This window comes from Micromonospora sp. NPDC002389 (assembly GCF_040296095.1).
Classification (GTDB): Bacteria; Actinomycetota; Actinomycetes; order Mycobacteriales; family Micromonosporaceae; genus Micromonospora.
Window position 1 is genome coordinate 329,381 of record NZ_JBEOWP010000005.1, and the last position, 26,924, is coordinate 356,304.

Annotated in this window: 1 protein-coding gene (cut by a window edge); it reads right to left on the reverse strand. The window is 71.6% G+C overall.

What is annotated here, in order from left to right; all coding sequences use genetic code 11:
* Positions 1–26,924, reverse strand: partial view of a DUF8616 domain-containing protein gene (locus ABT008_RS12510; protein ID WP_350696018.1) — the 3' portion only. It continues 24,424 nt past the right edge of the window; the window shows 26,924 of its 51,348 coding nt (coding positions 24,425–51,348); its start codon lies off the right edge, out of view; its stop codon occupies positions 1–3.

Consider the following 26,924-nt stretch of genomic DNA (forward strand, 5'->3'; position numbering starts at 1 on the left):
TTATGGCCGCCGGGACGTCCCCGGCGGGCAGACGAAGAGCGATCGAGCGAGCGCGGCCAGCTGTTCGTGGTGCTCCGGCCTGCTCAACGCCAGCGTGCGGATGTACCGGCCCGCGTCCAGCTTGTGCGCTTCGAGAGCGACGACGAGTTCGACCGGCATGGCGTGCTCGCCAGGCACGCCGTCGAGAATGGCACGGACCCGGTCCACCAGGGCTACCGCCGCACGTTCGGCGTCGGAGAGGGTCGTGCCGTAGACCAGATCGGAAAGCGTTCGCATCACCTTCGAGCTTCCCCCGCCGACGGAGCGGAGCAGCATGTTGGTGCGAGCTGCGGCCACGCCCATCCCGGCAGGCGGACCCGATCCGCCCACCACGAGCGCAGGATCAGCGGCGGGTCTCGTCAGAACCCGGACTCGCCCCGCCTCCCGCACGGACGGTGAAGATGCCTGTCGAAGGTCGGCGAGCCGAGCGACATCGCCGGCCCGCGCCAACCCGCCGAACGCTGACCGGGCCAGGGCGACGAGATCGACGACCTCGGCAGCCGGATCGACGCCGCGCCGGTCGGCGCTCAGCACTACGTTAACCAGTGCGCGCATGTCGACTCGAGCCACCGGCAGGGCCGTACCGGCAGTCGGGCCCAACCTTGCGACTTCGGCCGCCAGCCTGGGTCCGGCCAGCCAGCGGTCTCCGGTGATCGTGACGAGAACCTGACTGAGACGAGTCACGGAGTGCAGGGCGGCCGCTGAAGCGCCGATGCCGAACACCTCCACCGTGTCCCGGGCCAGGTACCTGATCCTTTCCAGGATCTCGCCTGGGAAAACGACGAGGAGGCGGATCATCGAACGGAGGTGTACCTGCTCGATCCTGCCGAGCGACGGGAGGTCACCCCTCAGCAGAAACTCGACAGCTCGCTGCACATCAGACATGCGTGTCAATGACAGATCTGCTGGCAGAACCGTCAGCAACCGGGACATCCCAACCACGTCTGACTCTCGAAAGTGCGTGCCGAAGATGCGCTGCGCCAGCGAGCGCACCCGCTCGAATCGGGCCCGGGCCGCCCACCGGTCGACCCCTCGACCGAACGCGGCGACGGCATCGACAACGATACGGGCCCGACCCTGATCGGCATCCAGCTCACCACTCAGGCCCTGAGAGCGCAGGGTCGGCACCGCTTGGTCCAGCCGGGCGAGGTCGCCCGCTTTCAGGGCGTGTCGGAAGACCCTGTCGGCCCACATCACGAAGTAGCGCAGCGCCGCCCTGTTCCGTGTCCGGGTGTCAGCTCGCCTGACCAGTGAGTGCAGCACCATCAGATCTGCTTCGGACAGAGGGATCGACGGTGCCTCGGGGCCGAGCAACCGGCCGACCTGGTCCTCGATGAGTGGCCAGGAGGCTGGCCGCCGGTCGTGCCCCAACACCTGGAGCAGCACACCCGTCGTTTCGAGGTCGTCCTTGGTGAACTCCGGGCCGAACAAGGCCGCGGTGGTGTACGCGACGTCGTGCAGCACCTGCTCCGCGTCACCGCCCGGTTCGTTGTTCAACCTCGTCTCGGCGGCCAACGCCGGGAGGCGGTACTCACCTCTGGCCAGTTCCTTCAACCGGTCGGCGACTCGACGTACGGGCACCCGCACCGGGGCGCTGTTGACACCGAAGAAGCGGTCACTGATCTGCGCAAAGCCCAACGGTGACCGCACCTGGTCGTCGGCGATCCGCAGCCACGCCTTCGGGAACCACCGCTGGACCTTGAGCAAGGCCGGTTCGTCGAGGCCGACGCCGCTGACGTCGACCAGATGAATCCGACGGCGTAGTCCCGGGTCGAGTCGCAGGTTCACGCTCTCCAGCACGCCCAAGGCCAGGACCGGCCGGTAACCGTGCGGAATCTCCTCCAGCACGTCGGCGATCGCAGACACATCGAGCCTGCCGGGGTGATCCTGCAGACCACCCACCATGCGCCGCACACCGGTCCACAGTCTGTGCAGGTCAGTCGCCCTCGGGGCGAGCAGGTCGAGCCGTCCCATCTGCAGGCTGACGTCGGCCTCCACCGCGTCGAGATCGACTCTGTTGATCAGGTTCAGGGTGGTGCGTTCGAGGACGACCTTCCGGTACCCGCGCCGCGCCCGTCGCCGGATCCACTCGGTGTCCTCGGCCAACTGCGAGCGGAACCAGACCTTCTGTGGGCTGATGGAGCGTGCTTCCCCAACGCGCAGCGCGACATGCACGAGATGTCCTTCGCCGGTGTCGACCTCGGAGAACTCAGTGCGAATGCCGAGCGTCTCGTCGAGCCCGATCAGGCGCTCCGGATCCGGCCGAAGGATGTTGTCCAGCACCTGCCGCAGCGTCACCTTGATCCTGAGAAGGTGCCAGTCCAGCAGTTCCCCCACTCGACCGGGCACCCGATTCAGCTGCAGCAGAAGGCCGTGGTGCGCGGTGAAGTGATCGGCGAACATCTGCTCGATCGACGCCGCATTCGATTCCAGGAACAGTCGCAGCTCGTACGGCAGCGCCATGAACGCGCTGTGCCACGTCTCCCGGGTTGCCCACAGCAGCATGTCCTTCATCCGCTTGTGCGGCTGGAAGATCGTCGTGGCGAGCGCACTCGCTCTCATGTACTCCTGAGCCAGGTAGCCGGCCAATGTCGTCACCAGGGACGGCGTGCCGAGAGCAGGGAGTTGCCCCCCGTTGAACTCCGTTGCCACCAGCCGGCCGAAGGAGATCCCCTCCTCGGCCAGAGCGATCGCCAAGGGAAAGCGCAGTCGGGCGTTCGCACGGTGGTAGTCGATCAGGTCTGCCAGGAAGGCGTACATGTCTTCAACCGGCACACCGTACGTGTGCTGGGCCTCGATGGCGTCCTGATAGGTCGGGACGAGGGCTGTGCGTCGGAAGACGGGATCCACCCAGTAGTCGGGGAATGCCTCGCCGAGCGTGGACGGTTGCCAGGTACGTCGGATCGCCTCGGTCACCGCCGCATCCACGACCTGCGGGTCTGCGCCCACCTCCTCGTCGTCGAGGACGAGTCCGGCCGGCTCGACGACCTCCAGATGCTCGCCATGTGGTCCGTCGGTGTCGAGTCGCAGCCCGGCCGCGGACGTGGCGATCTCCCGGGAATACCGAGGAGAGGTGTAGCCCGGGATTCTCAGCCTCGTCGGGAGCTCCCACTCCATTCCACCTCGCCCACCGCGCAGACGATTGACGACGCTCCAGCGGCCGTTGCCCGACCACCGGTAGTCCCGGTCCGGCAGGCCGGTCTCCGGTTCGAGGCCGTGCAGGACGCTACCGTCGACCTCCACCGGCACCGGCCGGAAGGTCGTGCCGATCGGCCTCTGCTCGGCGACGAAGATGACGGCGGAGGTCTCGAGCTGTGCCGCCGTCCGGCGCCCCAGCCGGACCGTCTCCCGTCGGGCCGTGTCGGCCAGCGCGTTCGTGCCCGACGCCAGCCGCGTCAGCTCGACCAGGGCACGGTGCCGGACGAGCGCGGACGCCGATCCCGTACCGGTCGCCGGCCCGATCTCCACCTCGTCATCAGCCGCCGTCAGCGATCGCGGCGGCTGCACCTGGAAGCGCAGCCCGAGCCGATGATCCAACTCGCCGGCCTGGGACCACAGCTTCGGGAACCACCGGGCACCAAGGCCGACCGGCCGGAACACCACCGGCCCGTCGAACGCGTCCGGGTCGGCGGCCCGCAGCCGGTCGAGCAGCACCGTCAGCCAGGCCGCGCCACCGGGTACCCCCACCGCCGGGTCCTGCTGCCGGGGTGCGCCGTCCTCCCGCGCCGGGTAGCCGACCACCACACCGTCCGGCGATGGCTCCTCGGCACGGACACCGCCGAGCGTCCACACTCGACCCTCGGACCAGGACCGCGCCGAGCCGATCCAGTCGTCGATTGTCGCGTACGTCTGCCGTACCCGCTGCGCCACCTCGTCGGCGTCGACCGCACCGGAGACCAGTTCCAGCGCCGTCACCAGCCAGTCGAACGCCAGCGGCTCGTCCGGCGCCGGTGCGGGCAGGCCCCACAGCCGGTGTACGAGGGCGGTGAGACGGGCCGGATCCACGCCGCCGGTCGGTCCGTCCAGGGCGAGGAGGCGTCCGGCTGCGGTCAGCCGGGGCCAGCTCAACCCACCGATGCCGTACGCGAGCGCGGCGACGAAACCGGCGTCGAGCAGGGCCGAGGGGCGGCGCGGGTCGACACCGACCGCCTCGGCCAGGTGTGACCAGGACAGGCGGACCGCAGGTGGATCAGTCGACGTGGTGGCCGCCTGGTCACCGATGGCGCGTACCAGGTCCGGCAGGCCGAAGGCGATGCCACCGTCGTCGCCGGGCCACTGGTAACGGCCCGGGTCGACCTGCCCGAACAGGGCATCGATCAGGTCGGAGGTGCCCGCTGTCGGTGCGAGCCGGTCGGGGAAGGCCGGTCGACCGGCCACCACGTCCGGAACCCGCAGCGGGTGCGGGTGGACGCTGTCGCCCCCGGTCAGGGCCCGGCTGACCCGGCGAGCCAGCACCACCGCAGCCCAGGGTGCGGGCTCGTGCGTCGGTCCCGCGCGCAGGGTCAGCTCGTCGTCGAGGCTCAGCCACCAGTCGTCGTGGTCGACGAGCGCGTAGCCGTCACCCCGGGTGGACGGCAGCGTCAGGCCCGGACCGGGCCGCAGCACCGAGTACGCCGCCGCGCGGAACGGCCGGAACTCGAACTCGGTGGCCGTCGCACCGAGGCTGTCCCACCCGCCGGCACGCAGCGGACGGATCCACCCCGATCGCACCGGCACCTCGGCCAGCGCATCGCGCCCCAGCAGCAGCGTCCGATTCCCGCCGAGTTGGTCGGCCAGTTCCACGGCCTGATCGGTCGTCAGCGGTGCCGCCGGCAGCACCTCCACCATCGCGTGTGCCCTGAGGCGATCGGGCAGCACGTCCAGCGCCGCCTGCACCGCCGATGCGGCGGCAGCCGCCCGGGCGTCCACCACCACCCGCAGGCGGCTCGGGTGCGCCGGGCGTTCCGGCAGGTCACCGAGGGCCTGGCGGTCGGGGCCGACGTAGAGGCCGTCGGGGCGGGCCAGCAGGTGTCGTCCGGGCGGTGCGGTGAGGTCCACGTCGGCCAGATCCACCCGCCAGTCCCGGACCGAGCCGAAGGCCGACGAGGTCAGCTCCAGCTCGTCCACCTGCGTCTGGGCCAGCGACGCGAGGTGCAGGGCGGAGGCGGTCGTCGCACGCTCCCAGGTCTGCTCGCGGGCGACACCGAGCCAGGCCAGCGTCCGGGGGCTGAAGCCGGGCGTCTCCGTCGCGTCGGCCAGTCGCCGGTCGGCGTCACGGGCGTCCTGGTGCAACCGCTCCCGGGCCGGTCGACGGACCGAGTCGCCGTGCTCGGGGTCGTACAGGTCCTGCCGCAGCGCCGTGGCCAGGCCGTGCCGGTCGTCGTCGACGGGCAGCGGGTTCGTGCGGGCCGCGTCCAGCGCGGTCTCGTCGGTCACCCCCTGCGTGACCTGCTGCCAGGAGCGGTCGTCTCCGGTGCCTGCGACCAGGCGGTACACGAGGAAGTGCTGCGCGGCGACCAGCACCTCCCGCCGCAGTCCGACGAGCATCCGGTCCGGCTCGTCCAGCACCACCCGCACGGTCCAGGCGGAACGGTCGAAGGCCACGCCGAGGATGCCGTCGGTGTCCGGCGGCAGCAGGTCGACCGAGGGCGACGGCATCTGCTCGACGGTGGCCAGGTGAACGACCAGTTCCCGCAGCGCGTCCTCGGCGGCGGTGACAGCGGCATCGCCCGCCCCCGTGACGGCCGTGCTCTGCCAGGCTCGCAGCAGCGTGTCGAAGTGGGTCCGGGCCAGGTCGTGGGAGGCCCGCTGCACCTCGGGAGCGGCCATGGCGAACCCGCTGGCCGGGTGCGGGTCGACCGACGGGGGCGGTGCCGACGGCTGCCCGACGGCCGGCACTCCGGTCAGCTCGGGTCCGATCCGCGCCGGATCGCCGCCGTCGGCCGGGTACCGCCAGAACGCCGCCAGATCATGCCGCAGCGCGTACTCGCCGGTCGGGTCGAACCCGACGTGCAGCGCCCGCAGCCGCCCCGGCTCACTCTGGACCCAGCCGTCGCTGGCGTACACGTCCACGCCCAGGATGCGGCGGAGCGTGTCGGCGAGGCGGGTGGACCAGGAGTCCGTCGCGCAGTCGCAGATCGCCAGCGCCAGCGGCTGTCCCCGCCGCCCCGGCGTCATCCGGATGATCTCGGCGAACCGGGCCACCGAGACGTGCCGACCGTTGATGCGTACGCCTCGGGCGTCGCCGTGCAGGGCGGCCACGAAGGCGCCGGGGATGGCCGACAGCGACTGCGGCACGGCGGTTCCCGGGCCGCTCGCCTCGGGTGACCAGTACCGCCCACCGGGGAAGCCGACTCCCGCGTCAGCGAACTCTCCGCCGACGCCGCCGTGCCGTGCGGGCGTGGACGGGGCCGGCAGGTCGCCGTCGTCCGAGGCGCGCGACGCGTCGTCGACCGCCCACACGTCGCCGGACACCTGGCCACCGACCCGGTCCTTGCGGCTGCCGCGCGATGTCGCAGTGGAATCCCCGGCCGTCTCCGGCGCGCTGCCCACCGCCGCCCAGGCCGCCGGCAGGTCCGCCACCCGGACCGGCAGGTCGCCTCGGGTGTTCTTGGCGTGCTCCACGGCCGCCAGCAGCCGCCTCAGCTCGCTGTCGGTGACCGTTGCGGAGTCGCCACCGCGCAGCGCCCACACCGCCAGGTCGAAGCGGTTGCCCCACTGGACCGGGCGCCTGTCCTCCGCCGCCAGCGCGGCCGAGAGTCGGCGCACCGAGGCGACCTGCGTGACGGTGGTCCGCGTGCCGAACAGCGCCCGCGCCCACACGCCCAGGGTGAGCAACGACTCCTGCTCGTCGCCGTGCGCCGGCAGGCCGTCGTTGAGCAGCCGGCCGAACCGCTTCCGCAGGCTGGTGCCGTGTCGCAGACCGGTCTGTTCCGCCAACCAGCCCGGTGCGGCGTCCAACGGAGCGAGACCCGTCAGCCAGTCACGCAGTGTCCGCCGCCAGTTCTGCACCAGTTCCTGGGTGGCCGGGTTGCCGGGCGGCTCGAACGCCCACACCTGACGCCGGAGCCGCCGCGCGTCCGCGCCGGTCCCGCCGTGCGCGAGGATGGCCCGCGCCACCGCCCTGACCTCGGCGACGCTGCCCGTCCAGAGTGGGTCGTCGGCGAAGATCTCCCGCCGTACGGTGGCGACGAGTTCATCCCGGTCCACCGACGGTCGGCCGATCCCCAGTGCCTGGACCAGGTGCACCAGGCCCGCCAGGTCCCCCGCCGTCGGCTGCGTATCGTCCGACGGGCCGAAGACGGACCAGACGGCTCGGAGGGTGTCGCGTACGGCGGCCACGGCGCCGTCGTCGGCAGCCTGCCGGATCACCTGGGTCAGCGCCTGAACGTCGACGTAGGCCAGTTGGAGCGGCCTGCGGCCGGCCGGCGCCTCCAGGCGACTCACCAGATCGAAGACGTCGTCCAGCCTGAGGTTCCATCGGCGAGGGCCGGACAGGAGGCCGATCAGGCGTCCCAGCCCGACCATGTCGTCGGCGGTGGCCGTCGGGCCGAACAGGACGCTGGTGTCCCGAGCCAGCATGTGGAGCATCTCCACCGCCTCGTCACGGAAGTGATAGAGGGTCCGGGCCAGCCAGCGCAGGTGTCGCGGCTCCACCTCGGAGATCCGCAGATGCTCGAAGATCAGTCGTCGGAACGGTGGGATCAACGCGGCCGGATCGTCGAGTCTCGGCCGGTCCGGCAGCACGGAAACCAGCCGTGCCGTACCGACGAGCTCCGCCGCTTTGGCCTCGTCGTCGAAGAGCCGCGCGGCAAGTGCCCGCACCTCGCGCAGCAGGTCGACCGTCACCGGTTCGCGCTTGTCCAGATCGGTGATGAGCGTGGCCGTCAGGGCGACATTGGTTCCGCGAAGCTGTGCCGGGTCGCCGCCGGTGACGGCGCTGACGGCCTGCCGCAGGTCGGTCTCCCCGACGAAGGTCCGCCCGGTGAAGACCTCGATGGTTCGACCCAACCGGGCCAGGCTGCCCTCGCGCGGCTCGGGGCCGTACACCCAGCGAGCCAGCGCCGCCGCACGCAGAAGTGCATCCGCCGCCCGCCGGTCGCCGTCGGCCAGCACCTTCAGCAGCCAGCGAACGTCCGGCACGGACAACGTCACGGTCCACGGCTGGTCGGCGGAGAGCCCGCCGACCGCCGCTTCGAGGTCACCCCAGGTCACCACGCGGTGCTCCGGGCGCAGCGCCGTCAGCAGCCCGGCGAGGCGCTCCAGGTCGGCCCGGTCGAACGTGGGCCCGGAGACCGCCGCGGTCAGGTACGCCAAATCGTGCAGCGCCTCCCGGGCGTCGGCGCCGGTGGCCGGGTCGTCGGTCAGCCCCAGACCGCGCGCGAACCCGGTCAGCCGGTGTCGGTCCCCGGCCAGCTCGTCCAGGCGCCGGGTCACCTCGCGCACCGGCACCCGGACCGGCGCGCTGTTGGCCCCCGCGAACCGGTCGCTGAGCTGCGCCCAGCCCGGTGGGAACTGGACCGGCTCGTCGACGACACGCAGTTCCGCCTTCGGGAACCACTGGTGGATCTTGGGCCACGACCGCTCGGGCAGGTCGACCGCGCGCAGGTCGACGATCTGGATCCGGCGGCGCAACGCGGGGTCGAGCCGCAGGTGCACGCTCTCCAGCACTGCCGTCGCCAGATCGATGCGCCGCTGTGGCGGCACCCGGTCCAACACGTCGCCGGCCGCCGAGAGGTCGAGCCGGTCCGGGTGCTCCAGCAGCCCGGTCAGCAGCCGGAGTGCGCCCTGCCAGACCGGTCCGGGCCCGGCCGGGCCGCCCGGGGCCGGTTCACCGGACGCCACCTGGCGTCGCAGGTCCGCCACCAGGTCGGCCAGCTCGACGGTGGGCGGGGCGGCCGACGCCGTACGCGCGAAGGCGACCTTCTGGTATCCCCGGCGAACCCGCCGCCACAGCCATTGGCCGTCACGTTCGAGGACCGAGGAGAACATCGAGTGCGCCAGCCCGAAATTGCGTCCCTCGCCGATGCGCAGCCCGACATGGCGCAGGTGACCCTCGTTGGTGTCGATCTCGTCGGTGTAGGTCCGGATGTTCAGCGCCTCGGCCGGCGTGATCGCTCGGTCGGGGTTGGTGCGGACCACGTTGTCAAGCACCTGGCGCAGGGTGAACGACTTACCCGGCACCTCGACGTCCAGCAGGTCCGCGCCGCGTCCGGCCTGCGAGAGCTGTTCGGCGTGGTGGGTCCGGTATCGCGTGAGGAACTGCTCCTGCACCCACTCGGCGTGGGTGTGCAGGTAGCGCCGCAGCTCGGCCGGAAGCGCGGCGAGCGCGGCCCGCCAGGTCTCCCGGGTGGCCCAGAGCAGCAGGTTCTTCGGCCGATGTTCCCTGGTGTGGTAGGCCGACGCGACCGCGCCCACCCGGGTGTACTCCTGCGCCAGGTAACCGGCCAGGGTGGTGGCGGGCGACGGCCGGCTCAGGTCCGGCTTCACGCCGCCGTTGAACGCGGTGGCGACGTACTCACCGAAGACGAGGCCCTGCGTGGTCAGCGCGGCGGCCTTCCCGAACGCCTGGTTCCTGGTCTGGTCGTGGTAGTCGACAAGGTCCCCGAGGAACTCGTGCATGTCCTCGACCGGGAAGCCGTAGTTGTGTTGCACGTACGGCTGCCCAGCCAGCGGGGTGAGCGGCATGTCCCGCATCTCGGGTGCCACCGTGTAGTCCGGGAAGAGGGAGCCGAGCGTGCCTGACCGGGTGGCGCGTCGGACCGCCTCGGCCGTGGCGGCGTGTACGGCCGCCGGGTCGGCCCCGACCACCTCGTCGTCGAGCACGAGCAGCGGCGGCTCCACCACCTCCAGGATGCCGCCGGCGTCACCGTCGGCGTCCAGCCGGAGCCCCTGCGACGAGCGGGCGATGTCCCGGCGGCCTCGCCCTCGGCCCGGGTCGGTGCGTTTGAGGAGGACCGGCAGCTCCAGCTCCCGGGCTCCCCGCCCGCCGCGCAACCGCAGGATCGGCTCGGCATGGGCGCGGGGAGGCTGCACCTGGAAGCTCTGCGACAGCCGGTGGTCGAGTGCGGCGGCCTGCCGACGCAGTTCCGGAAGCCACCGGGCGTCGATGCCGACCGGTCGGACCACCACCGGGCCGCCGAACAGGTCGGGATCGGCGGCGCGGGCCCGGTCGAGCAGGACCGTCAGCCAGCCCGCCCCACCGGGCACACCGATCGCCGGATCCAGGGGGCGCGGCCGGCCGTCGTCGTGGGCCGGGTAGGCGATCACCACCGCGTCCGGCCACGGGTCCTCGCGACCGGTTCCGCCGACCGACCACACCCGGCCGCCGAACAGCGGACGGGCCGAGTCGATCCAGGCGTCGACCGTCGCGTAGAGCTGCCGCCTGCGGTGGGCCAACTCGGCGAGGTCGGCGGCGCCCGGCGCCAGTTCGACGGCGACCACCAACCAGTCCCGGGCCAGCGGTGTGTCCGGGTCCGGGTCGGACAGTCCCCACAGCTCGTGCAACAGGGCGTTGAGCTGGGCCGGGCTGCGATACCAGGCGTCCGCCGGACCGGCGGAGAGCGTGCGGTCGAGGGCGACGAGCTGCCGGACAGCGGTCACCCGGGCCGCGGTCAGGCCGCCGATGCCGTACGCGAGCGCGGCCACGAACCCGACGTCGAGCAGCGCCAGCGCGTCGCCGGAGTCGACGCCGACGGATTCGGCCAGCCACCCCCATGCCTCGCGGGCCGTGTCCGGCGGCGTGTCCGACGCGACACCGGCCAGGTCACCGAGCGCGTACACCAGGTCCGGCAGCGCGAACCCGAGATCGCCGGCACCGCCGGACCAGACGTAGCGTGTCGGGTCGACCGGGCCGAGCAGGTCCGGACCGGCGGTGTCCGGCGCGGCGGACGACGTGGGCATCGGCGGCGGTGCGGACACGTCGTCCGGCGTCCGGAGCGGCGCCGGGTGGAGGTCGTCGCCCCCGGCCAGTGCCCGCGCCACGCGGCGTGCCTGCGCCAGCGCAGCCCACGGGGCCGGGCCGGGCACGGTGCCGTCCAGCGACAGTTCCTCGTCCAGGATCAGCCAGTGGTCGCGCTCACCGGCGAGCCGGTAGGTCCCGTCCGACCGACGCGGCAGGTGCAGGGACGGGCTGAGGCGCAGCGTCGACGGCGGTGCGGCGTCCCTCGGGCGGAACTCGAACTCGGTGGCCGTCGCCACGAGGCTGTCCCAACCTCCGGCGCGAAGCGGCCGGACCCGCTCCGACCGGGCCGGTACACCGGTCACCGCGTCCCGGCCGAGCAGCAGGGACCGGCCGGAGCCGCCGAGCCGGTCCGCCAGCTTGATCGCGGTGGCGGTGTCCAGCGGTGCGGGCGGTAGCAGTTCCACCATCACCCGGTCCGCGAGGTGACCGGGCAGTGCCTGCACCGCCGCCCGCACCTGCCGCCGTGCCCGGCGGAGCGACCCGGCGTCCCGGGCGTCCACCACCAGGCGCAGCCGCGACGGATGTGCCGGGCGGTTCGGTAGCTCACCCAGCCGCTGCATGTCGGGGCCGACGTACAGGCCGCCGGGCCGGGGCAGCAGCCACTGGCCGGTCGGTGCGTCGATGTCGGCACCGAGCAGGTCGGTGCGCCAGTCCCGGGCCGAGCCGAGCTGCGACGCGGCCAGTTCGAGCGCGTCCGCCTGGGTCTGCGCCAACGAGCTGCGGTACGACTCCACGGCGTGCGCGAGCCGCCGCCACGCCTCGTCCCGTGCCTCCGCCAGCCGTCGGCGTACTCGCGGGCTGAACCCGGGGACGCTTCCCGCGTCGGCCAGCCGACCGTCGGCATCGCGGGCCGCCTGGTGCAGCCGCTCCCGCACCGGGCGGTGGGCCACGTCACCCTGCTCGGGGTGGTGCAGATCGTGCCAGAGTGCCGCGGCCAGTCCCGACTGGGCGTCCCCGACGAACAGCGGGAACCGACGGGCGTGCAGGGCGACCCGGTCGGCGGCCTCCCGACCGGCCTGCCAGTCACCGGTTCCCGCCATCAGGCGGGACACCAGGAAGTGCTGCGCCGCCGCCAGCGCCCCGCGCCGTAGGTCAACCAGCATGCGGTCCGGCTCGTCCACCATCACCCGCACCGTCCAGGCAGCCGGGTCGAAGCCGGCGGTCGGGCCGGTCGGTGGCAGAAGTTCGACCGAGGGTGACGGCATCTGCTCGGCAACGGCCAGGTGGTCGGCCAGTTCCTGCAACGCCGACTCGGCGGAGGACACGACCGCATCAGTGTCGGACGTCGACGCCGGCTCGGCAGGTGCGACGGCCGCCCCCGCGACGGCCGTGCTCTGCCAGGCGCGGGTCAGCGCCTCGAAATGGGTCCGGGCCAGGGCGTGTGAGGCCCGCTGCACCTCAGGGTCGGACAGGGGGAACCCGCTCGTGGGGTCCGGGTCGAACGGCTGCGGCGGTGCCGGGAGAGCTCCGGTGGCCGGTACGGCGGTCAGGTCCGCCCCGACCTCGACCGGGTCACCACCGTCGGCCGGGTAGTGCCAGAACGCCGCTGGCCGCAGCGTGATCCTTGCGGAACCGTTCGGGGCCGGCTGGTCGAGCCCTCGCTCGTGGTCCGGTTCGAAGCCCACGTGCAGGGCCCGCAACCACCCATGCCCGGTCTCCGCCCAACCGTCGCTGGCGTACACGTCCACCTGCAGGATCCGCCGCAGTCTGTCGGCGAACCGGCTCGACCAGCTGTTCGTGGCGCAGTTGCAGACCGCCAGCGCCAGCGGCTGTCCCCGCCACCCCGGCGTCTGACGGATGACCTCGGCGAACCGGGCCATCGAGACGTGCCGGCCCCGGATCCGTACGCCACGGGCGTCGCCGTGCGTCGCGACCACGAAGGCACCTGGGATGACCGGCAGTGGCGTCACCCCGGCGATGTCCGGGCCGTCCACCTCGGGCGGCCAGTACTGTCCACCGGGGAACCCGATCCCCGCGTTCGCGAATTCCCCTGCGGCCGGTCCGTCCAGATCACCGACGGTCTGCGAGGCAGGCAGGCCACCGTCGTCCACCGACCGGCTGCCCGACTCGGCAGCCCACACGTTGCCCGGAACCAGGCGGGCGACCTGCTGCTTGAGCGACTGACGCAGATTCCGCAGCGAGGTGGCGGCCTCCTCGGTCTTCGTCCGCGACTGGGGGAAGTCGGCCAGGTGCTTTCTCGCCTCACCCGCCGCCGCACGCGCTCGGCCCGCCGCCTCGCGCCAGGCAGCACCGAGCCGCGTCAGCTCCGGATGATCGTGCGTCAGATCCGTGGCGAGCGCCGGTATGCTGGCCGGCCCGGCCATCTGTGCCAGGGCCTTCTGGAGTTGCTCCCGCTGGAACGTCTCCCGGTCGTCCGCCCGCTCCACCGCCTCCTGTCCGGCCGACAGGTCGGCTGCGGCGCTCGGGTAGAAGATGATGCCGCGTTGGCTGTGTGCCTGCTCCTCGCGCAGATCCTGGTTGGCCCGGAGGGCTTGCCGGTGGGCGTCGAGATAACTCTCGCGGGCCCCTTGGACCGCTCGGACCGCCGGCAGATACCCGCGGTCGCGGTCGTCGGTCCGTTCCTGGAGCCACTGCTCGACGCCGTCGGGCAGCGGGGAGTCACCGCTCTGACCGAGATGTCGCCATGCCTGCTGCTCGGCCTCGATCCGTTGCGCGAGTTCCTGCCCGGCCACGACGACGCGGTGCCAGGCGTCCTCCGACTCCTGAGCGGCCTTGCGATACGCGGCGGCGGCGTGGTCGACCACGTCGACATACGGCGACAGTGCCTGGGCCAGTGGCACCGTCATCAGGCCGGTGGGGAACGCCTCCCGTTCCCGCAGCCGGAACCAGAAGCCGTCAGGGATGACGACCTCGATGCCCTCGGACCGACCGTCGAGCGTCGCGACGATCCGGTACACGACGTCGGCCCGGTACTCGTACGTGCGCCCGATGTCGCGGACGCTGCGGTAGCTGCCCGGTTCACCCTCCCCGCCGGCAGCGTCGTCCTCGGTGTTGGACGTCTCGGTCACACCGGTGAGGGCGAACAGGTCGGTCTCGTTGATCTCACCGTCGCGCTGGTTCCGGTGGTCGAACGAGGTCTGGAAGAGGACGTCCTGGATCCCGCTGTCCGCGCTCTGGTGATCGGTGCCCGCCGGGGTCAGCAGCACCTTGCGACGCTCGATCCGGACGGCCTCGCCCTGTGCCCCGGACACCGAGTGCAGGCGGACGTTACGCAGGTTGGCGAGGAGGCGCGCGTCCACGTCCAGCCAGGTGCCCTCCGCCGCGCTCAGGGTCGAGAGCACCGAGACCGTCGGCAGGGCGAGCCCGGCCTGTTCTCCGTCCACATCCGGCAGGCGACCGGCGGAGTCACGGTCGCTCGCGTCGTTGATCTGGAAGAAGGTGCTGCTCAGGACGGTTCGGGTGAAGAGGGATCCCAGGGTGGCGCTCGCATCGGATCCAGCCACCTGATAGGACGAACCGATTCGGTCCATGCCCGCCAGGTCGCTGCCCGGCAGGCCGGTCCGGCCACTGACCATCATGGTGAGCAGACGCTGCGCCGCGAGCCGCAGCACCTTCGATCCCCACGCCTGGCCGGGTCCGAAGAAGGTGGGCAGGCGAACCGCGAACGGGTCGTTCTTCCACCGGACCAGTCGAGCCGGCTCCACCTCCCACGATGCCAGCAACCGGATCGTCACGATCCCCGGTGACGGGTCCACCCGTTCGATGGCATCCCGGACCGCCGGACGGCTCATCGTCTCCGGAACTCGGACCAGCGGCTGGACCGGGTGACCGGAGACGACCTCGGTGGTCCCGTCGGCGTGCTCGATGACGACCTCCGGGACGAGGTTCATCGCGAATCGCACCGTCGGTCCCGTGGAGGTCACCGTGGTGTGCACGCGCAGCAGGCGCGCCTCGTGGCGGTGTGTGGAACGGCCCCGAGCGGTGCCCGCTGCCGCACCCGGCATCAGGGCGAAGACCGGACCGTGCGACGTGCCGTCGCCGGCCAGTAGTTGCAGCGTCCCCAGGTGTCGCCGGGAGGTCGTGTCGTTCTCCTCCTGCCGGATGTGCGCGATGTGATGGTGTTCGATGCTGACGTCGTGTCGCAGGTCCCGGAAGACGGGTTCGCCCTCCTGCCGCACCCGCACCGAGACCTGCACGACTCGCCGTCCGAGGTACGCCCGCCGGCGCAGCACCAGCGGGATCCCTTCTTCGAGCAGGTCGTCGAGGAAGGCGTTGACGCCGTCGGCGCGGAGCCCGGCCAGCAGGTGCCGCAGACCACCGAGCACGTCGTCGGCGAGATCGGCGGGCAGCACTCCCCGGATCTGCCCGGCGAGACGGTCGTGGAGCAACGCCTTCAGCTCGTCGAGGTCGATCTTGTCTTCCAGGACGTTGACCGTCAGGCCCTGCCCGAGCCGCATCGGCTCGGGCGCCCGCCAGGCCCGCTCCCGTCCCAGTGGCGGCGGCAGCAGTCCCGCCAGAAATCCCGCCGTCGTCGGATCCGCGGGGCCGATCAACAGGGCCAGGTCCTGAAGGTCGGACTCGGCGACGTACACGTACAGCCCGTCGGGGACCGTCGCCTGCCAGGCCGACGACCGCAGCAGCGGACCCCGTCCGTCGGGGAGCATCGTCAGCAGGTCCTCGACGAGGGGTAGTTCGGTGAGCAGGTTTCCCCATCTGGCGGTGGCGAGGGCGATGTACTCCAGGTCCGCCTTCAGCACCAGGTATCGGCCGGTGTGCGACCGGTTGCGCTCCTGCGCGCCGGTGACCTCCCGACGCTCGGCCCGGATCCGCTCCCGGTCGTAGTAGTAGTTGCCGAAGAGACGGCCGGCGAACCGCCCACCGGGGTGGTCGGGGGTCCAGCCGGGCCCGGCCACCACGCCACCCGTCCACTTGATGCCACCGCCTCGGGACGCGTGCGCGCCGCTGGTGCCCCGGTAGTAGTCCTCGACGACCAGCGACTCGATGTAGTGCTCCAGTCGCCAGTTCACCGGCGTGATCCGCGCCGCCACTCCGGCGTGCCAGTCGGCGTAGCTGCCGTCTCCGAACAGACCGCCCAGTTGCAACCCGCCAGGCGCGGTGAGTGTGCTGGAGTGTCCCTTCTGTGCCGACTCCTCGAACGACTCCGTCAGCGCCACGTTCACCGGAGTTCCCGAGATGGTCATGATCGGCGAACCATGGCTGACGTCACCCAACGCCAGTTGGGCGAGTTCGCTCAACAGCCCCGGTGGCACGTCCATCGCGTCGACGTGGAAGGCGCGGGTCAGCAGTTCCGGCCGCGCCCCGCCCACGGCCAGTCGGGCGTCGGCGGCGGCGATCTCGAGCGGTTCGGTGTGTGTCGCGGTCGGGACGGTGGCCGGCGTGACGCCGGACTCGACGCGCCAGGACATGTCCGACGGCGTCCACAGACTCACCGTCCCCCGCGCCGGCTCATCCTCGGCCAACAGCCGCTCCGGCGGACTGGCCTGTATCCGCCAGCCACCGTTGGCCCACGCCACGAGCGCCGATCGCCGCCACCGCGCGGGGCGCTGGTGATGCAACCAGAGCGCGTCGAAGTCGAGGTCGAAGTCGAACACCTCCACTCCGGTCGCCCGGTTCGACCACCGGTACGCCAACACCGGCGCGCCGAACCCGCCGGATCGGACCCGCGGCCAACTCACCTTTCCGACCACACCGAACCGACCACCGATATCGGTGAGCAACGACTTCACCGCCACCGCGATCTCGGGGCCGGTCGAGTACGCCTGCTCACGGGAGTGGGTGAAATTCACGAGATCGGTCAGGAACGCGACGTCCACCGGCTTGATCAGGCTCGTGCTTCCGGCGTGCCGCCGGTTGCTCAGCGTCCCCTTGACCACGAGCTCGTAGTAGTCGGAGTGCACCACGCCGAACTGCCGGAAGCTCATCCGCGTGCCGTTGCCGATCAGCGGTGACAGGCCACCGCCGATCGACGAGGTCCGCGCCAGGCCGGCGGCCAGGGTGACGTAGTTCTGCACGATCACATCGATGTCCCGCAGGGATCGACCGGACGGCTTCACCGTCCGCCAGCCGGGGAACAGATCCGGCTTGCTCGACTCGAGTTCGCCGAGCAGCCGGTCGTGCAGTTCGCGCATACCGGTCAGGTCGGCCACCACCGAACTGCCGATCGTGGTCGGGTGCTCCCTCATCAGGTACTTCGGCGGTTGGACCACGTCGCCGTTGCTGGGCAGGCGTCCCACGCCCTGCGGTGCGGTCGACTCGCCCTGGTAGCGGTACGTCAGGTCGGTCACTCGCTGCGGGCTGACCACCCGGCCCGGGTCAGCCAGCCGCTGGGCCTCTTCGACCTGCATGCGGATGAGGAGGATCACGGCCGCTTGACCGGCCGGCTCGTCACCCATCGGTTCGACGTCGAACGTGACCTCGACCGCGTACAGGGCCGTCGGGCCGACGGTCTCGGCGAACTTCTGGCCAACGGCACCGCTGCCGGTGGCACCGCCGCGGGTCTGTCGGAACGACTTGGCGAACAACCAGCGCAGACCGCCGGACACGGTCAGGCCGGGCCCCCGGTAACGCGATCCGGGGCCGGCACCCACCGTGCCGCTCAGTCCGTCGATGACCCCGGTCTCGGCAGCCACCTCGATCACTCTGGCGAAGATGTGACGCATCGCCACGTCGTCTGCCTTCTCGGTGACCGAGAGCAGTCGGGCGCGGCCGAAGTGCGCTCGTACCCGCTCGGCCCCGATGGCTTTGCGGGTCTCGTCGTCGGCCAGGACCGGGGTGTACTGGTAGGTGTCCACCATCTCGTGGATCCTGTTGCCGACGTCGCTCCGCTGGGAGAACTCGAACAACGAGGCACGGGCGGAGCCGCCCACCACAAGGGGCTGCGCCACCGTCGAGGTCATCGCCTCGGTCAACGCCGTCGTGTCGCCGACGTCGTCGACGACGAACGCCCGTGGGAGTTCGCCCTGGAAGTCGAGCGTCGGCGGGACATCACCGACGGTCACCGGTTTCCCGACGGGCTGCTTGTCGCTCGATGGCGGGAGCAGCCGCCCGGAGGGGGTACGCCGGAGCTGTTTCAGGTCGACGGCCTGCGGCTCACGTTTGCTCGTCTGGAACGTCACCCGCTGGAAGAGGCGCCATCCCGGCCGGTCGCTCCGGCTCAAGCCGCTGAACGGCCGAACGATCGACGACGAGGACAGGTCGGTCGAGCTGCGGCGGGAAAGAGCTGTCGGCGACTGCTCGCCTGCTGCCTCCGTACCCCACGACCCCTGACGCAACCGTGGGGACGGCTGCTGGTGGCTCGACTCGGAGATCACCGATTCGGCGATGTCGGAGGTAGACCTCCTCGAGTCGGACACGGACACCGACGGTTCGACCGCTCGTGCCTTGCCCTTCGCGTACGCCGTCGGACGCGTCAGGTAGACCGGCACGTCGAGCAGGACCGACTGCGGCATCAGTCGGCTGTGCGGTTCACCGCGTACCGCCTGGCCGGGTTCCGCACCGGGGGCGCTGCTGGTAACCGTCCATCTGCTGTCCGCGCGGAAGGCGGTGGCGGTGGTGCCGCTGCGCAGCATCCGGGTGTGCAGAATCCCCTTCGACCTGCTCATGGTGCTCGCCGGCTCGTTACGGGTGATCGCGACGTGCACGGCGACGAAACCAGCCGTCAGGGCACCGAACAGCGCCGAGAACGGAAGGTGGACGGTACGCGGACGAAGGAACTTCTTGAGGTACTTCTGTTTGCGGGCGGACATGGTGGCGCTGTCCAGCCGCCGGGAGCTTGGCCCCGTCGTCGTATCCTCGACCAGGGTGTTGACCAGCTTCGCACCGACGTGCAGCTCGATCGGGATGCCATCGCGACGCATGAAGTAGCGGTTGCCGTTGACGAGGAAGTCGCGGTACCGGTGTTCGAGGTCGTAGCGCAGCCGCACCATGCCGGGGTCGTGGTCGGGTACGCCGCCCCCGACCGCCGTCCGGATCAGCTCCAACACCTGAGCGGCCTCGGCCGGAAGCAGGGTCGCGTCGGCCGGACCGAGGAGCTGACCCTCGACCATGTGGTGCGGCAACTCCCACCGGTCGGCGATCCGGTGGACGGGCAGGGCGAGTGCCTCGTCGGCGGTGGGGGGCACGTGCTGCGCCGTGGCCGCCCGGTGCCGTTGCTGCCAGGCGTTGAGGACCTGGTGCAGCCGAACCGACCGCCCCGGCTGCTTGAGTTCGTCGACCACGTCCACGAGCGCACGGAGGTCGTCGTTCGTGATCGGCCGTTCGGCGGAGGACCTCTGCCAGCCGCGCAGCAGGGCGATCAGGAACTCCGGACGCACCCGATCCTGCACACCCGGCGTCCGCCGCCACAGCGGGTCCCGGCGGAGCGCGTCCACCAGCCGCCGCACCCGCTGCAACAGGGCGGCACGCTGCGTCGGGCTGCCCTCGGCGAGCCGTCCCGGGTACAGCTCCTCGGTGAGACCGACGATGTGGAACAGGCGCCGCCGGGCCCAGATCGGAACGTCCGGCCGCCGACCCCACGGACGTAGCCGGGACATCTCCTGTCCCCACTGCGCGGTGCTCGGCTGGTGGTAGAGGCCGATCGCCCGCGCGGTCTCCGACAGCCAGCCCCCGAAGCCGCCGTCGACACCGGCCAACCTGCTCAACAGCTCCCACACCTGCCGGTGCCAGTCGGACAGGTCTGCCCCGAACCCGAACCAGGAGGTCAGCTCCGCGTCGGCCACCGCCCGTTCCAGCTCGCCATCGAACCGACTCAGGTCCGCCCGGAGCAGTGCCAGTGCCTGCCCGACGGTACGGGCCCATTCGTTCTCACCGCCGAAGGCCAGTTCCTGGCGTGCGCTCAGGCTGCGCCGTGCCCGCTCGATCCGGTCGCTGAGCTGCGACCAGCGACGAGTGAACCGGCCACGGTCTGCGCGGCCCAGGCGGGTCAGTCGGTCCCGTACCTCGGCCGCCGCCACCGGACGCCCCTGGCGTACGAGGGCGTCGAGCGAGACGACGAGTTGCTCCGGACGGTCGCCCCACAGCGCGTGGTACCGATCGCCGTGGGTGCGAAGCAGGTACAGCATCGGGCCGGACTCGCCCCACGCCGGGTACGACCTGATCCGGCCCGGCTGAATCTCGTCGAAGGCCTGCAACCGGAACGCCTCGCTGCCGCCGAGGCCACGGACGGTGAGCTGGAGCCACTCGAAGATCTCCTGGTCCCAGTCCAGTCCGGCGGGTACCGCTCCGGCGAACTGCAACAGGCGTGCCGAGGTCGGCACCCGCTGGACACCGGTGGCCACCACCAACTCCCGCATCGCCTGCAGCACGGCCCGCGACGACGACCCGCCCATGCCCGGCGACAGCGCCTGCGGCAGTCGGGGAGCAGTCCCCTCCCGCTGGTACTCACCGTCGTCGGTCACCGGCCAGAGGTCGTCGTGCGGCGGCGCCGTCGGTGCCGGCAGCAGATGGGTCGACGGCCCGGACCAGAGCGGGGCGTACGTGCCGTCGTGGGAGTCACGCACCATATGGAAGAGCGGACCGAGTTCGCCCTGGACCGGTTCGGTGGTGACGGTCTCGCCGTCGGTCACGAAGACCTGCGTCCGGAAGCCGAACTCCTGCCCCATCACCCCGAGCAGGGCGGCGTCGGCGTGTGGGGCCGGCCCCGTGCCTGCGGGTACGGCATCCCCGTCGATGAGGTGCCGCCACAGCCCCTCGCCGGTCGCCGGGTGTCCGTGCACGGTCATCAGTCGGGCCACCGCGTCAGCCAGCCCGGAAGCGTCAGCGCCGGTGCTGGCACCGGCGTTCAGGCCGTCCGGCAGACGGACAGCCCGAACGCCGGGGACCGGTTCGTAGCCACCGTTGCCGGACCTCGCCCATTCCCGCATGCGCAGCGGGAGGATCTCGCCGAACGCCGACCGGTAGACGAACATGAGCGGCCCGGAGTCACCCTCGATCGGGTACGCCCGGTACACACCTCGCTCGGCGTCCTCGAACGCCTGCAACCGGAACGGCGTCTCACCCGCGAACTGTTTGACCGCCCAACGCAGCAGCCGGAAGACCTGCCTGGGCCAGATCTGGTCCGCGTAGGACGCCAACTTCACCAGCATCTCGCCGGGCTCCGGTGAGCGGCTCGCACCCATCGCCTGCGTCAACAGGATCTGCACCGTGTACAGGATCTGGCTGCCCCATTCGGACGCTCCGACGTTGACGACCGACAGTCCGGGCGGGAGTTCCGAAGCGGTGTTCTCCTGATATCCGCCCGTCGAGGTGACTGCCCACCCGCGCAGCCGATACAGCCTCTCCCCCTGCAGGTATGCGAACACCACGTCGCCGGTCTCGCCCTGCACCGGGTACGCCAGGATGCGACCCGAAGCATCCCGCTCGAATGCCTGCAACCGGAACGGCACGCCACCCCCGCTGGCCGCCGCCGCCCCGAGCCACGCGTAGAGCTGCTCGTCCCACCGCTCCGGTTCGGGGGCCGTCGACCCGGCCGGTGGCCCGGCATCCCGGAGCTCCCGCAACGTGGGCATCCGTGCCGGCCGGGCCCCGGCGGCCAGCAACTCGCGCCCCACCCGGAGCAGGTCGTCCTCGCTCTGCTCGGAGCGTGCGTCCGAGTCGTCGAACCACAGACCCGTGGGCAGTCCGGCGGCCTCCCCCGCCTGGTAGCCGCCGTCCGGGCGCAGGTCCCAACCGCCGGTGTCCCGCATCGGCGCCACCAGGACCGATGACACGTCAGCCGACAACGGCTCCGACCCCACCGCGCTGAACGCGGACCCCCGACGGCCCCCCGATTGGCTCTCCGGGCTCTCCTGCGTGGCCGCGTCGACCGCCTCGGCCAGCTCACCCCGGAAGGTGGCCAGGTCCGCGTGGAGCCCACCGGCCAGCCGGCCCGCGTGCTCTCGCGGGCCGTTGCCGGGGGTCTGCATCTCGACACCGGGTCGCGTCGCCCACTGCCATGCCTGGCCGATCCGCCGCCGGAGCACGGACCAGCCGGCCTCCATCACGGTCCGCGATTCGCCGTGCAGCAGGTCGATCTGCTCGATCACCTCCTGCTCGACCAGTGGTGTCCCGTCCACGGCGAGCGACCGCAGCCAGAGGACGGTGCGACGCCACTGCCGGGCCGTCGCGGTCGCCGCAGTCGGGTCGTAGCCGCTGGCGGAGTCGGACGCGTACCGTCCGCCCGGCGTCACCGTGGCGGGGATGCCGAGTCGTGCCTGCCGGATCCGACGCGCGAGGCCGGGCACCGGCTCGGGTCGTGCGATGTCCTCGATCAGGCGGGCGGCCTCACCGAGGAAGTAGATGTCGAAAGAGTCTCCGTCTACGTCGTGGTAGAGGTAGAAGACGTCACCGCTGTCGCCCTGCACCGGTTGCGCCCTGACGGGGGCGTCGTTCGCCTCCCGCACGAAGAACTGCAGCCGGAAATCCGGCTCGCGGGACATCAGACGCTGCGATACCTCGGTCAGGCTGGGGGTGAACCGACCATCGGCCAGTTCCATGTCCCGGGTGGCTCGACGCAGCAGGTGGTCGACCCACTCGTTCTCCGTCGGCACCTGCTCCGGCGCAGTCCGGGCGATCACCAGGCGACGCAGCGCCGCCAGGAAGCCCACCTCGTTGAGCGGCGACGACCGGTTCTCGCGCAGTGCTTCGGGAAGGTCGTCGGCTTCGTTGTCGGGATGCTTGTACGTGCCGTCGGCGTCAAGCTGCCACCCGATGTCGTCCCCGGGGGCCTCCCCGGGGGCGGCGACCGACACCGGTTCCTCGGCCGGCGCGGGCGCGCTGGCGTCCATCGAGCCGTCGTCCGAGTCGTCCGGGTCCGTCTCGGTGTTACTGAGCCGCTCCTCGTCCACCACGGCCCTGAGACGGTCCTCCGTGAGCCCCGCCATGCCGTGCGCCTCGTGCACGCCGAGTGCGACGCCCAGCAGAGAGATCCGGGCAACCCGGTCGGGTTCGTCGCCCTCACCGCCGTCGTGCAGGCCGAGCCGACGCGTCAGCTCGGTCAGCAGTTCGACGGCCCGGTCCGGGTCGGTGTCGCCGTCGCCGCCCGCGACGCCGATCAGTTGGTCGAGCAGCAGGAACGGCAGGAAGCCGTCCTCGCCGCCGAGGCGATGATCGATCCCGTCGAGGTCGACGACAGTGAAGGCGGAAGTCCACACCATCGCGTCCACCGGGTCGGCGGCGATCACGTCACGGAGCCTGCGGATCGCCGGTGGCGAGGCGACGTTCCCGTACACCTTCCACAGACCATCACCGATGTTCATGCCGTTCTGCGCGGCCCACCACGTGGTGAACCAGATTCCGAGCCGGACGACCGTCCACGGCACGGAGGCTCCGGGACTGCCGATGGCGACCGACTCGTGGCCGAAGGTGGGCACGGTGTCGCCGACGTCGTCGGGCCGGATCCAGATCCGATGCGGTTCGGCAACCACCGTCCAGCCCGGCACGAGGGCGAACCGACCGCCGCCCAGGTGGGGCAGCTGCCTCAGGTACGACACCGACAGCGGTTCGGCCTGCGGCTCGGTGTGCACGGTGTAGTAGGAGACGAACGGCTCGACCGCCCGAGTGTGTGCCCGCGAGTACCCGACGAGGTGGTCTTCCCGTGCCCCACGGGTGATCAGGTCCGGCCGCAGTGCCAGCTCCTGGTCGGCGTGCAGCAGACCGGCCAGGGTGATCGCCCGGGTCACGTCCACCGGACGGGGCATGACCAGCTCGATGAGGGCGTTCGCCGGTAGTCCGGCGGCCACCCGCCCGAGGATCTGTGCGGCCTCGGCTATCGAGGTCGCGTGCACCAGCACGATCGGCCGCTCGGGATGCACCAGACGGTGCTGTGGCGCGACGGCACCGCCCGCCGGTCGGAGCTGGACGCCCGCCGCACCGAACCACGTCACCTCGACGCCCGAGTCCGGGTCGACCTGGATGTCGGGCCCCACCCGCCAGTCCCGGACGGAACCGCCGGCACTCAGCCGGGCCTGCAGGGCCCGGACATGCGTCTCGATCGGCTGGTTGTGCAGCATGGCGAGGGCGTCGGCGTGGAACCGTTCGACCCGGCTGCGGTCACGCACCAGGCGTCCCCGCAGTCGTGCCGAGACCTGACCGCCCCCGGCGGTGAGCGCATTCTCGGCGATCAACCAGCGATCGGCGGCCGACAATGCGGCGTGCAGCTCAGCTCGCTGCCCTTCGTCCTCCGGGGACCACATCTGCACCGCCGGACCGAAGCGGCGATCGCCGGGAATGAGCGTCTGTCGCATGAGACGCCGGACACGATCTTCGGTGAAGGGGCTGACGAACGACTCGCTGTTCGCGCTCCCCGCGTACGACGCCTGCTCCACGAGCATCCGCTGCTCGGCGCGCAGAATCTCGGCGAACAGCGCGCCGAGGTCGTGGTCGACCGAACTGGGACCGAGTTGCACCGCCCACTGTGAGTAGTTCACACCTGAGCCGAACCCCGGCACCACCTCGACGGCGAGTTCAGGAAGGCCGACCCAGTCGGTCAGCAGGTCCGTCAGCGCCGTCCACGCCTGCGACCGCGCGGGGTCGCCACCGGCGAGCGCCGCGTACTGGTCACGGGCCCGGGCACGCACCTCGGTGGTCAGCTCGGGGTCGGCGGCGTCGAGCCGCGGCAGGTTCGGCGTCCCGGAGGGAGTCGATGCTTCGGTCCCGACCGGCGACAACGGCCGGTACGCCGTGCCGGCCGACCGGTCCAGGTGCAGGACCGGACGCGCGCCCGGATTGGTGCTCTCGGCGATCGCACCGCTGCGGATCACGACGTCGATGTCGAGTGCACGAGCCAGGAGGACGACCAGGTGCCGGCTCGCCGTCGGACTGCGGGATTCCCAGGAACCCAGGTAACCCGCCAGATCGCCCGCCCGGCCGTCGATGGCACGCCGCAACGCGGCGGCCAGCGTCGGACGCGGTCCGACGCTGGCCATCACGGCCTGGCGCACCTGAGCTGCCGTTTCCTGCGTCTGGAGCAACCGGCCGCGCAGGTGTTGCCGCCGGTTCTCGGGTAGCCATCCGTCCAGCGCGGCCTGGACCCGGTGCGCGAACTCCTGATCGCTGATCCCCGGATGCTCGCGCCGGACGTTCTCCTCGACGATGCTCCGTCGATGCGCGGTCGGTTCGGGCGCCGGGGCCGCCGCCGGGAGGCTCGACACCAGATCGACGAACGCTCCGGGCGGCACCTCCTCGGCGAGCTGTGTCGGTCCCGCGCCGAGCAGGTCGCGGACGAGGTCGTCGTGCTGCGCGATCTGCGCCAGCACGTGGCGGCGGAGTCGCCCCGGTGCGCGGACACCGGACGGCAGGCGGACACCCTGCCACCGGGCGGCGTCGATGACGGCACCGAGGAGACCGTGCTGCGCCCACCGGCCCGGCCGCACCTGCATCTCGGGCATTGACACGGAGAACCGATCCGGGTCCTGTCGTGCCAGCCATGTGCCGATGTGGTGCTGCAGGCGCGCGGCGGAATCGGACGGCACGGTGTCCAACCAGCCGGCTGCGGTCCGGAGCGCCGCGACGTCCTCCGCGGTGGCGGCCTCCGGACGGGCCGGAGTGGCCAGCCAGACCGAGCGGGCCGACTCGTACGCGTCGGGGACGGCCGGGACTGAGGTGGGTGAGGTCCACGCCGATAGCCGGTTCTGCGCCTGGAACCGTTCGTGCCACACGCTCACCGGCTCGTTGCTGCGGTCCAGCTCGTTCCACACTCTCGCGGCTGCCCTGCGCCGCACGGCGCGTGCGGATCCGAGGTCCGCGTCGGGTGGGAGCGCGGCGGCGAACGCGTGGAACCGAGCGTAGAGCCCGTGCCGGAACCGCAGCGGCAGTCGGTGCGAAGCCCGCTCCCGCACGATGTCCCGGACGGGGGTCTCCGGGTTGCTCTCCACGACCGCAGCGAGGAACGCGGCCGGGTGTTCCTCGTCGAGCGTGAGCAGCGGCACATCCGGCATCCACCGGATCCCACGCGGTAGTCCTACTCGTTCCTCGCCGGGCGGATACCACGACGTCAGCTGGAACAGCGTCGCGACCTGCACGGCTCCCGGCGGGTCCAGGTCCAGCGTGTCCAGCAGGGCGTGCAGATCCGTCCAGCCGGACAGGTCGAGCAGCCAGTCGTCGAGCCAGACCAGGTCGGGATCGAACCGCCCGGTCCCGTCACCGAGCGACGGGACGCCCCCGTCGGTCCCCGCACCGCCGCGTTCCGCCGCCCGGACCAGTGCGAGCACGACCCGCAGCCGGGCCTGTAGTCCGGCCAGCCCGAACGCGAGGTGCAGCGGCATCGATGTGGTGCGCACACCGTCGCCGGTGCTCTCGAACATGCGCTCCGAGTCGGTCCGCGTGCTGACGGCGGCGCGGTCCGGGCCGGACGACATCCGCTGCAGGAGTTCCGAGTACGTCTCGGCGGCCCGGTGGAGGGCCTCGGGCGAGAAGAGTCCGCTTCGCGTGGCGGCGGTCTCGACGTCGATGGTGAGCGGCAGCTCTGCCCGGGCGGTCAGATTCCGCACCGTGTCGATCAACAGACCGAGGGCCCGCCACACCGCAGGGCTGTCCACCAGTCCCTGTGCCGTGAGTCGGTACCCCCCTGGGTGCACCACCTCGCTGATCAGCCCCACACCGGGTACGGCCTCCCGGAGGCCCTGCCACACCGGGGTCATGTAATAGCTGATCTCACCGTACGCACCGTGCGACGCGGCGTCTGCGGAATCCTCCTGTTCGATGACGAGCTGCAGGCCGAACGTGGTGCCCGTGTCGGGTCCCGCCAGACCATCCAACGCGTTCTCGACGAGGTACGGCAACGGGTCCTCGCCGACCGAGACACGGCCCCGCAACCATGGCACCAGACTCTGCGCGGGCGGTCGCGCTCCGGGCACACCAAGGTCGGGCCAGTCGCCCCGCCCGTCCGCGGCCTCCTCGTCCACCCGGTTCGGCGCCGTGAGGTTCCACAGTGGCCGCGGCATCCGCTCGGAGAGCAGGCTCGTCCAGTCCGCGTCCGAGGTCTGGG